This window comes from Defluviimonas salinarum (genome assembly GCF_026013545.1).
GTDB lineage: Bacteria > Pseudomonadota > Alphaproteobacteria > Rhodobacterales > Rhodobacteraceae > Albidovulum > Albidovulum salinarum.
The window spans coordinates 150,197-159,954 of sequence record NZ_JAPDOG010000010.1 but is presented as its reverse complement, the minus strand read 5'-3'; the positions used below and the strand labels follow the sequence as shown (position 1 = coordinate 159,954).

General features: G+C 60.9%; 10 protein-coding genes and 3 pseudogenes. 8 read left to right on the top strand and 5 right to left on the bottom strand.

All coding sequences use genetic code 11. The annotated features are described in order from the left end of the window. Window positions 1-312 (bottom strand): annotated as a pseudogene (locus tag OM960_RS12890) (transposase); the annotation flags it as partial. A 56-nt stretch (window positions 313-368) separates the two neighbouring features. On the opposite strand from OM960_RS12890, the pseudogene OM960_RS12885 reads away from it, so the two are divergent. Continuing rightward, a pseudogene (locus OM960_RS12885) lies at window positions 369-803 on the top strand (IS6 family transposase); the annotation flags it as partial. Here OM960_RS12885 and OM960_RS12880 read toward each other — a convergent pair. Then, window positions 720-1,331, bottom strand: coding sequence for a hypothetical protein (locus tag OM960_RS12880; RefSeq protein WP_264772207.1), 612 nt, complete (start codon window positions 1,329-1,331; stop codon window positions 720-722). The pseudogene OM960_RS12885 and the gene OM960_RS12880 sit on opposite strands and share 84 nt — an antisense overlap. Before the next feature lie 433 nt (window positions 1,332-1,764). Next, window positions 1,765-2,556, bottom strand: coding sequence for a helix-turn-helix transcriptional regulator (locus OM960_RS12875; RefSeq protein WP_263340775.1), 792 nt, complete (start codon window positions 2,554-2,556; stop codon window positions 1,765-1,767). 122 nt (window positions 2,557-2,678) lie between these two features. On the opposite strand from OM960_RS12875, the gene OM960_RS12870 reads away from it, so the two are divergent. From OM960_RS12870 to OM960_RS25645, 7 genes and pseudogenes are all read left to right on the top strand, one after another. After that, on the top strand, window positions 2,679-3,812 hold the full coding sequence (locus OM960_RS12870; protein WP_263340773.1) for an ABC transporter ATP-binding protein: 1,134 nt from the start codon (window positions 2,679-2,681) through the stop codon (window positions 3,810-3,812). Between the two features lie 30 nt (window positions 3,813-3,842). Beyond that, window positions 3,843-5,003 (top strand): ABC transporter substrate-binding protein, encoded by a 1,161-nt coding sequence (locus tag OM960_RS12865; RefSeq protein ID WP_263340771.1) that lies wholly within the window; start codon window positions 3,843-3,845, stop codon window positions 5,001-5,003. A 20-nt stretch (window positions 5,004-5,023) separates the two neighbouring features. Further along, complete coding sequence (locus OM960_RS12860) at window positions 5,024-5,875, top strand: ABC transporter permease (RefSeq protein WP_264772200.1); 852 nt, start codon at window positions 5,024-5,026, stop codon at window positions 5,873-5,875. A gap of 6 nt (window positions 5,876-5,881) precedes the next feature. Next, window positions 5,882-6,694: an ABC transporter permease gene (locus tag OM960_RS12855; protein WP_263340767.1), complete on the top strand. Its 813-nt coding sequence runs from the start codon at window positions 5,882-5,884 to the stop codon at window positions 6,692-6,694. After that, entirely contained in the window at window positions 6,691-7,485 is a 795-nt protein-coding gene (locus tag OM960_RS12850; RefSeq protein ID WP_263340766.1) for an SDR family NAD(P)-dependent oxidoreductase, read from the top strand. The genes OM960_RS12855 and OM960_RS12850 overlap by 4 nt, the downstream gene beginning before the upstream one ends. 34 nt (window positions 7,486-7,519) lie before the next feature. Beyond that, on the top strand, window positions 7,520-8,302 hold the full coding sequence (locus OM960_RS12845; RefSeq protein WP_264772199.1) for an SDR family NAD(P)-dependent oxidoreductase: 783 nt from the start codon (window positions 7,520-7,522) through the stop codon (window positions 8,300-8,302). A gap of 68 nt (window positions 8,303-8,370) precedes the next feature. After that, window positions 8,371-8,582: pseudogene (locus tag OM960_RS25645) on the top strand (IS6 family transposase); the annotation flags it as partial. 167 nt (window positions 8,583-8,749) lie between these two features. Here OM960_RS25645 and OM960_RS12835 read toward each other — a convergent pair. Together OM960_RS12835 and OM960_RS12830 are read right to left on the bottom strand one after the other, a co-directional pair. After that, a complete protein-coding gene (locus OM960_RS12835; protein ID WP_264772198.1) occupies window positions 8,750-9,136 on the bottom strand; it encodes an aldehyde dehydrogenase family protein in 387 nt (128 codons plus the stop codon). 147 nt (window positions 9,137-9,283) lie between these two features. Continuing rightward, window positions 9,284-9,754, bottom strand: coding sequence for a GFA family protein (locus OM960_RS12830; protein WP_263340760.1), 471 nt, complete (start codon window positions 9,752-9,754; stop codon window positions 9,284-9,286). Window positions 9,755-9,758 lie beyond the last annotated feature (4 nt).

Sequence of the window (9,758 nt, the reverse complement as noted above, 5' to 3'; positions counted from 1 at the left end):
CCAGGTCGATGCAGGCACGACGACGGGCGGGGCTCAGAAGTTTCCCCGTGCCGCCTCGGTCAGGATCAGCTTGTCCAGCGTCAGCTCCGACACGGCCTTTCTTAGCCGCTCGTTCTACTTCTGTAGCCGCTTGAGCTCCCTCAGTTGGGCGGTTCCCATCCCGCCATACTGCTTGCGCCAGCGATAGTAGGTCTGCTCGGTAATGCGCACCTCGCGGATCGCATCGACCCGTGCAATGCCTTGCCCGACAAGCACCTCAACCTGCCGCAACTTCATGACAATCTCTTCAGGTTTGTGCCGCTTCGTAGCCATTTCGATCCTCCGTTCTCCTAAACATAACGGCGGACCACTTCACTGGGGGAGGATCAGACGAGATGTTCGTGAAGATCAACGGTGAGCGACACTACTTGTGGCGGGCCATCGACCAGGAAGGCGTGGTCCTCGAAAGCTTCGTGACGAAAACGCGGGACAAGAAAGTTGCATTGAAATTCCTCAAGAAAACAATGAAGCGCTACGGTCGGCCGCACATCTTGGTAACGGACAAGCTCCGGTCCTACGGTGCCGCGCTACGGGAGGTCGGCGCGGCGGACCGGCAGGAAACGGGCCGCTGACTCAACAACCGGGCGGAGAATTCGCACCTGCCATCCCGACGACGAGAAAGGGCGATGCAGCGCTTCCGGCGCATGCGATGTCTGCAGATGTTCGCTGCCGTCCACGCCTCAGTCTTCAACCATTTCAACTCGGAGCGTAGCTTCTACTCGAGGGCAAATTTCAAGAAGAACCGACGCAACGCGATCGGCGAAAACGGCCGGAACATTGATGCTGCTTGTGAAGGCAAGCGCAGTGACCGGACCGGCGCCGGGGATCGACATCAGACGATGGCAGACGGCATCGTCACGCGCGTGATCCAGAATGTACGCGTGTGGTCGGGCGATTCCTCGCGCAGCGTCGCCCGCGCGGCGAGCAAAGGGCTCATGATGACCGCGATCCTCGACGAGATCGCGGATCCACCGTTCGAACCGGGCCTCGCCGATCACACCAGCCTTGAGCCCGAAGGTGCGCAAAAGGCTGCGGATGTCATTCTCGATGACGATCGCCTTTCCCTGAAGCAGCTTCCGGGCTGTCAGCAGGGCCCGCCGTTGCTGGCTTCTCCAGTTCTTCATGTATTTTTTGAGGAACAGGTTCACTCGCATTATCTGGGCATTGCCCCGGGCATCGTTGCGATCGGTCTTGTTGATCTGATCCTGCGGAAAGGCCTTCGTGTGACGGGTTTCGACGCAGATCACCGGAAGGCCCATCGCAGCCAATCCGCCGTAGAGCCAATGCGACAAGGGACCGGCTTCCAACCCGATCCGTACGAAGTTAACCCATTCTGCTCGCTGGGCATCGGTGAGATCCTACGGCTGCCTCGGAACCTTGGTCTCGCGGCAATCCTCACCCAATTCATCGACGATACACACCGACGTTTCCTTCACCGAAACGTCCAGATCAGCATTGTGCTTCATAGCTCGTGCTTTCTTGCTGATGCTCCGGGCTGCAGTTCGCAGACCACGTCTACCATCAGATCAAAGCGCCGTTCCCGACCACTTCACCCCCAATCGCAACATCTTTTCCCGAGCCATGCTCGAGAAGAACCGCGCCGCCGCTCTCGCCAAGTGGCGCGGCCTCTGGGTCACAAAACGGGCCGTATTACAGCCAAGTGGAGCCTGGTTCGATCTGGGCTGCCAGCATCCGTAACTGACTTCGGACATTCGCCGGATGCCGTTACTCCGGATCACCGACCAATGTCTCGATGAACCGCGAGAACAGTTCCCCTTGGGAACGGATGCGCAATTTTGCGTATATATTGCGCCTGTGGATACGTACCGTGCCGGAAGATATCCCGAGGATGCGACCGACCGCGTCGGCCGAATGGCCCTTGAGTGTGTACTCAACCACCTCGCGTTCGCGCGGAGTGAGTGTGCCTTCGCCAAGATTGGCGAATGCCTGCTCGACACTTGTGTGCATCGGGTGGTCCGGCGTTGCTCCCGCCGTGCTGTCGATACGCGAGGGAAGATTGCTCCAGTGGCGACGGCTGGCCGCGCTCACGACGGGCCAATACTGGCGGAAGTCGCGGATCTCTTTCGCGGAAAACGCCTTCCTGGCGCGCATGAGCGAGACGACGACCATCGCTCCGCCCGCAACGTCGATGAAATAGCCAACCTCTTCAGCGAGGCCGGTCTGAACGTAGTAACTGCGGAAATACTCGCCTTGGTAGAAACGATCCGGGGCAAGATCACGCATGCGGTAGAGTCCGGTCTCCACCGGTTGCGTGCAGGCCAGATAGAAAGGGTCGAGCAGATACGGACCCTCCTGATAGTCCTCAACGAAGATCCTTCGCTTGCCCTGCGGGAAGTCGTCGAAAAGGTCCATTGGCCGCGCCGCGCCGAGATAGCCGAAGACCACCGTATAGTCGAAAGGCGCGATTCCGCGGAGAGCTTCGGAAAGGAGGCGCGGGAACTCTGCCTGCCCGATTGCGGCGATCAGTTTCCCGGTCGGTTCAAGCCATTCCTTCAAGTCTGGTGTCCATTCTACTCAAATTGAGATACCTAATTCGTGATATATACAGTAATTTGGTACTTTCCTACTATTTTCGCAGTTAAAGGGGTATGTACCCAACGAGGAAAAGTAGTCAATTCATGGACGATGGGGGATACAAGCCGGGAGCCAGCAAATCCCAGGCAAAGATCGTCGCGGAGCTTAGGGGCGTGTCGAAACGCTTCGGCGAGGTTCTAGCGGCAGACGACCTGAACCTGGCGATCGGTGAAGGCGAGTTCCTTTCGTTCCTGGGCCCGTCAGGGTGTGGCAAGACCACTGCCCTGCGGATGCTCGCTGGCTTCGAAACACCAACTTCGGGCGAGGTTCTTCTGGACGGGAAAGTGGTGAACGACCTCGAACCGCACCGGCGACCCGTCAACATGGTCTTTCAGCATTATGCCCTTTTCCCGCACCTGACGGTCGAACGAAACATCGGCTACGGGCTGAAGCAGCAGCGTCCCAAGCTGCCAGCCGCAGAAATCGAACGGAAAGTCCGCGAGGCTCTCGAGATCGTCCGCCTCGAGGGCTTTGAAAACCGCAGGGTCTGGGAGATGTCGGGCGGCCAGCAGCAGCGTGTCGCGCTGGCGCGGGCGATCGTCAACGAGCCGAAGCTGCTCCTTCTCGATGAGCCGATGGCGGCGCTCGACCGCAAGCTCCGCAAGGAGATGCAGATCGAACTGCAGAACATCCAAAGGCGCCTCGGCATCACCTTCGTCCTTGTCACCCACGACCAGGAAGAGGCACTGTCAATGAGCGACCGGATCTGCATCATGCGTGATGGGCGCATCGTTCAGACGGGAACCCCGCGGGAGCTCTACGACCGGCCCCGCAACCGCTATGTCGCGGGTTTCGTCGGTACGTCGAATTTCTTCGACGGCAAGGCCACGAACGTGAACGGAACCCGGGCCGAGGTGACTTTGCCCAATGGTATGCGCCTTGCGGGACAGGCCGTATCGGAGATCGTGCCGGGACGGGATGCCTCACTCAGCGTCCGGCCCGAACAGATCCGGCTGGAGAGGGCGGCATCAGCGAAGGACGGCAACCTTGAAGTGACAGTCTTGAACCGCATCTTTCTGGGGGAACACACGGAGTATCTTGTTGAAAACCAAAGCCTTGGCGAGTTCATGGTGCTGACGCCAAGGCAAGCGGAATTGAGCGACGGACCGTTCAATGCCGGCGACGTGCTCTACGCATCCTGGGATGCCGACAGCGCGCTCGTCCTCGACAGAGACTAGGCACCGATCAGCCAACCGACGGGGAAAGCAATGACCAAGAACAACGACACCATTTCGAAGCGCAAGTTCATGGAAGAGCTCTATCGCTACAAGCGGGGCTCGGTGACGCGTCGGCACTTCCTGGGGGTGACCGGGCTCGGTACGGCGACCGCGGTATTGGCCGGTGCGATGCCTGCGCTGCGCCCACGCCGGGCATTCGCCCAAGGCGATATCGGCGATCGCGTCGTGCTCGCGACCTGGCCCAATTACCATGACCCGGCGAATTTCGACGCCTTCACCGAGGCGACCGGCGCACATGTCCAGGTCAACGTCTTCGGCTCGAACGAGGAGATGTTGGCCAAGCTGCAGGCCGGGGGATCCGGATGGGACGTCTTCGTGCCGACGAACTACACGATCACGACCTATGTCGGCGAGGACCTGATCGAGGCGCTTGATTCGTCGCTGATGCCGAACTACGACCCCGCCGCCTACGATCCGCGCTTCTCTGATGCCGGTTCTGTCGACGGTACGCTCTATGCGGTTCCAAAGAACTGGGGCACGACCGGTTACGCGGTGAATACGAACCATCTCGACGGCCGCGAGATGACGACCTGGAAGGATTTCTGGGACATCACGATGGATGCGTACTCCGGTCGCACCATGGTGCATGATTATCAGCTCACCACCATCGGCAACGCGCTGAAATACTTTGGCTACTCGTTCAACTCCGTCGACCCGAACGAACTGGCCGAGGCGGAGAAACTGCTTCTCGACGCCAAGCCGCATCTCTTCGCGATCTCGTCCGATTACCAGCCGCCGATGCTCAACGGCGATGCCTGGTTGACGATGTGCTGGACCGGCGACGGCAAGCAGCTCAACACCGACATGCCCGAGATCGCGTATGTGCTCGGCAAGGAGGGTGGCGAGATCTGGTCGGACTACTACGCCGTGCCGAAGGGCGCGCCTCACCGCGATGCGGCCTATGCCTTGATCAACTTCCTGCTCGCTCCTGAGGTCAACGCGAAGGAGGTTCTCGCGCATGGCTATCCATCGGCGGATGCGAACACCAATGCTTTGCTGCCCGAGGAACTGCTCAACGACCCGATCCTCTATCCGGCGCAGGAACTGCTCGACGCGCTGGAATTCGGCGCGGCGGCGACGCTGACCGATCCGAACCGGGCCGAACTTCTCGCGCGCTTCAAGTCCGCCTGACGAACGGGAGCGGGAGCGGCATGACGCAGCGTGGCCGAAATCTGGTTCTGCTTGCCCCGGCCGGGGCTTGGTTCCTGGTCATGCTCGTCGTGCCCCTCACCGTCGTTCTGATCTTCAGCTTCGGAGAACGGGGCGCGGCAGGCGGTTATGTCCCCGCCTTCACGCTGGACCAATACGCGAACCTCCCGGCGCGCTGGACGGCATTCAAGAATACCCTGATCCTGGCGCCGGTGGGCACGCTCGCCGCGCTTCTGATCGCCTATCCACTGGCCTATTTTCTCGCGGTGCGAGCTGATCCGAAGTGGAAGACGCTGCTTCTGGTCCTCGTCATCGTGCCGTTCTGGACCTCGATCCTGATCCGCAGCTACGCTTGGATCTTTATCCTTGGCGGGCGTGGCATTCCGGCCCTTCTCGACTGGATCGGGATCGGGGGCGTGCGGCTCATAAACACACCATTCTCAGTTCTTGTGGGTATCGCCTACGGCTATCTGCCACTGATGGTCTTTCCGATCTTCGTGAATCTCGACCGGCTGGACAAACGGCTTCTGGAGGCGTCGTCCGACCTCGGCGCCCCTCCATGGCGGACCTTCCTGCAGGTGACGTTGCCGATGTCGCTGCCCGGCGTTGCCACAGGTTGCCTTCTGGTCTTCATCCTCCTGATGGGCGAGTTCCTGATCCCGGCGCTCCTTGGCGGCGGCAAGGTCTTCTTCGTCGGAAACGCGCTCGTCGACCTCTTTCTGCAATCCCGCAACTGGGCCTTCGGCTCGGCGGTTGCCGCGACGCTAGTCGCCATCATGCTGGTCACGGTGACCGCCTATATGCGGCTCATCCGGCGTCTTGGCGCGCAGCGCGAAGACGTATCGCTGATGTGAGGCTCCATGCGCATCTACGCAATCTTCGTCTATCTCTTTCTCTACATCCCGATCGGGATCATCGCGCTCTTCAGCTTCAACGCCGGTCGTCATGCGAGCCAACTGCAGGGCCTCTCCACCCAGTGGTACGGAAAGGCGCTGTCAAATCCGTTCGTAATGGACGCGCTGGAGACGAGCCTGATCGTTGCCTTCGTCTCTGCCATCTGCGCCAGTGTCTTTGGTACCATGGCGGCAGTCGCCCTACAGGGCATCAGGGGACCTATCCGAGTGGTCTTCGACCTCCTGATCTATGTCGCGGTGATGATCCCGGGCATCGTTATCGGCATCGCCACGCTGATCGGGCTAGTCACGCTTTTCGACCAGCTCAATCCGCTTGTCGCGAGCCTGTGGCCAACCGACGCCCCACCGAAGTTCTCGATGGGCTACGGGTCGCTCATTGCGGCTCATACGCTCTTCACCATGTCGCTCGTCATCATAATCATTCGTGCGCGGCTTGCCGGGATGGACCGGGCCCTGACAGAGGCCTCCTCGGACCTATACGCCACGCCATTGGGCACCTTCCGTCAGGTGACGCTGCCGCTAATCCTGCCGGCGATCCTGGCTGGGTTCCTGCTGAGTTTCACCTTCAGCTTCGATGATTTCATCATCGCCTTCTTCGTAGCCGGTTCAGAGACGACGCTGCCGATCTACGTCTTCTCGTCGATTCGTCGCGGCGTCACGCCAGAGATCAACGCGATCGGGACCATGGTCCTTGCGGTATCGCTGGTGTTGCTCATCACGGCGCAATTGCTCTTGAGAAACGGAAAGAGTCGCACATGAACGAGACATCGGTGGCGATGTATTTCAGCCAGGATCTTCTCTCGGGACGGGTCGCGTTTCTAACCGCCGCCGGGTCAGGAATAGGCCGGGAGGGCGCGCTAGCGCTTGCACGTTGCGGCGCGCTTGTCGTGGTGACGGATCGCGACGCCGACTTGGCTGCGGGGACGGCCGACGAGATTGTGGCTCGCGGCGGGGTGGCCACGGCACATGAGCTTGACGTGACCGACGATCACGCGATCCGAGCCGCTATTGGCGCCGCGGTCGCCGAACACGGACGCCTCGACATCCTTCATTCCCACGCCGGACTTCAGGTTCAGGGGTGTTTAGAGGAGGTCGCCGTTGAGGATCTGGATGCGTCATGGGCGCTGAATGTCCGATCGCATTTTGTCGCGGCTCGATGCGTCGTGGGTCAGATGAAAAAACAGGGGGGCGGCACGGTGATCATCACCGCCTCGAATTCCGGTGTTCAGTACGACCGGGAGATGATCGCCTACGCCACGACCAAGCACGCCGCCGTCGCGATGACCCGCCAGATGGCGGCAGACTACGCACGGTATAACATCCGCTTCAACGCTCTGTGCCCGGGATTTGTGGATACGCCTTTCAACGCCGGTTTCGAATTGCAGATGGGCGGACGCAAAGCCCTCGAAAGTTACGTCTCAAACGCAATTCCAATGGGGCGGTGGGGGTACGCGGACGAAATCGCGAACGCAATCGTCTTCCTCGCTTCTGACATGTCGAACTACATGACCGGTCACGCGCTGGTCATGGACGGAGGAGAATGCATCTGACGACCGCGTCGCAACCTTTTGACAGGAGTGCGATATGACCCAGAGCGCCAGTGGACGGCTTGCCGGAAAGACCGCCGTGATCACCGGAGGCGCCGCTGGCATGGGCCGTGCCACGGCTCTGGTCTTTGCGCGAGAAGGCGCCCGCGTGGCGATCATCGACATCCAGGACGAGGCCGGTCGAGAGACCGTAGACATGATCCGGGAGGCGGGCGGGCGGGGGAACTTCTTCCACGCTGACGTGTCGAAAGCCGCCGAAGTTGACGGCGCGTTCGATGCTGTCGCGCGCGAAATGGGCTCATATGACGTGCTGTTCAACCATGCTGGCACGATCATCGTGAAGGCGCTCCATGAGTCGACGGAAGAGGACTACGACCGGCTGATGAACATCAACGTTCGGTCGGCCTTTCTGGTGTGCAGGCGGGCGCTGCCCGAGATGGTGGCCAATGGTGGCGGGTCCGTGGTGATCACGGCATCGATCGCGTCGGAACTCGGCTATGCGCTCGAGTCGCTGTACTGCATGACGAAGGGCGCGGTTCTGCAGCTCGCTCGGGCGATCTCGGTCGAGTACCGAGAGCAGGGCATTCGCTGCAATGCCGTCTGCCCGGGGTTCGTAAAGACCGCGCACGGGCTACGCGAAATCGCCGAACTCGATGCTGCGGGCCAAAAATGGGAAGAGGGCGACCTTGCGGCGACCCAAGGTAGAATATGCGAACCCGAGGAGGTCGCCGCCGCCGTCGTGTTTTTGGCCTCGGACGAGGCCAGCTTCATCAACGGCGCCGCGATCTATGTCGACAACGGTTGGTACGCGAAAGGCTGATCCGGCGGTCTGTCAGGTCAGAGGAAACCGCACTTTAGGCGGGCAGTTGGCCTGTCTGGCGGATTGACATGTTGAGACCAAGCCCCTTTCGCCACTTCAAGACAAGCCCCTCGATTACATGCCTGGCAGTCGTGATGTACATGCGCCTCCGCTCTCCCTTCGGAACGTCGGAGGCCTGCGTCACGATCGCGGCATCGAGATCAGCCACGATACCGTCCGGTTCTGGTGGATCCTGTTTGGGCCGATGATCGCCGCCGAGATCCGTAAGCGGCGCATCGAGGGCAGCCTCCAACCACGAGCCAATTTCAAAAAGAACCGTGCCGCCGATATCGTTGAGTGGCGTGGTCTCTGCACGGCATAAGGGACAGCGTCACGATCCTTGCAAGTACGGGTTCAAATCCGCCTGACAACATCAGGCACGACGCACAAGCAGTCGCCGGCCGGGCGTCAACCTAACGAGCGGCCGCCGCCATCCAGAAACCAGTCGTCGGAGTATGAGTACCACCAGTTCTGGATTTCGGGCTTGTGGTCGATGATCACCATCTTTGTGCGCCGGAATGCGTCGAGACCCTGCCGCCCGAGTTCGCGCCCGAGGCTCGAAGCCTTCCAGCCGCCGAAGGGCAGTGCGTCGTTGTCGATGAGCGGATTGTTGACCCAGACCATTCCGACCTCCAGCCGTTCGGCTGCTTCCATCGCCTCGTCAAGACTGGTGGTGAAGACTGATGCGCCCAGTCCGAAGGGGGAAGCATTCGCGCGGGACATGGCCTCGTCAAAGTCTCGAACGCGGGCGACGGCGGCGACCGGACCAAAGCATTCCGACTGCTGAAGTGCCATAAGGGAAAGCTATCCTGTCCTTGTGGAGACTGGTTCGCATTCGTCTGCCAGCACCCAATGATGCACTAACAATCAAACTGGACCACTCGAAGGGGCAGTCCAGGCCAACCTGCAGCAGAGGCAGCACATGGCCGATGGGCTTCGCGCCTACTCCGCCAGCGTCTCGCCGGTGCCGCCGGCATGGGCCGGGAAATCCTTCAGCTTCGGAAGCCCGTCGCGCACCGGCAGCACGGCCTCCGCATAGTTGAGATGCCAGACCGGCCAGAAATGAAGCTCCGGCAGGACCGAGGCATGGATGTCGGTGAAGCCCATGCCCGGATGCTCGGTCATCACATGGCCACCGCAGCACCTGCAGAAGCGCCGGGCGCTCATGCCCGTCCTGTTGACGAGGCCGAGCAGTTCGACGCCCTGCGTCACCGTGACCTGATGCTCGGCGAAGAGCGCGTAGGTCACGAAGGGCGCGCCGGAGTAGGCGCGGCAGGAACCGCAATGGCAATAACCCATTTCGACCGGCGCGCCGGTCGCGCGGATCTCGACCGCACCGCAGAAGCAGGCGCCGGTCAGGACGGCCGCATCATTGGCGGAAAGACCCGCCGTTGTCGCGTCCCTGTGCGTCATGTTC

Excerpts from the sequence above, each read along its gene's own strand:
- OM960_RS12870 (WP_263340773.1), top strand. The coding sequence starts at position 2,679 with ATGGACGATGGGGGATACAAGCCGGGAGCCAGCAAATCCCAGGCAAAG.
- OM960_RS12865 (WP_263340771.1), top strand. The coding sequence starts at position 3,843 with ATGACCAAGAACAACGACACCATTTCGAAGCGCAAGTTCATGGAAGAG.
- OM960_RS12860 (WP_264772200.1), top strand. The coding sequence starts at position 5,024 with ATGACGCAGCGTGGCCGAAATCTGGTTCTGCTTGCCCCGGCCGGGGCT.
- OM960_RS12855 (WP_263340767.1), top strand. The coding sequence starts at position 5,882 with ATGCGCATCTACGCAATCTTCGTCTATCTCTTTCTCTACATCCCGATC.
- OM960_RS12850 (WP_263340766.1), top strand. The coding sequence starts at position 6,691 with ATGAACGAGACATCGGTGGCGATGTATTTCAGCCAGGATCTTCTCTCG.
- OM960_RS12845 (WP_264772199.1), top strand. The coding sequence starts at position 7,520 with ATGACCCAGAGCGCCAGTGGACGGCTTGCCGGAAAGACCGCCGTGATC.
- OM960_RS12835 (WP_264772198.1), bottom strand. The coding sequence starts at position 9,136 with ATGGCACTTCAGCAGTCGGAATGCTTTGGTCCGGTCGCCGCCGTCGCC.
- OM960_RS12830 (WP_263340760.1), bottom strand. The coding sequence starts at position 9,754 with ATGACGCACAGGGACGCGACAACGGCGGGTCTTTCCGCCAATGATGCG.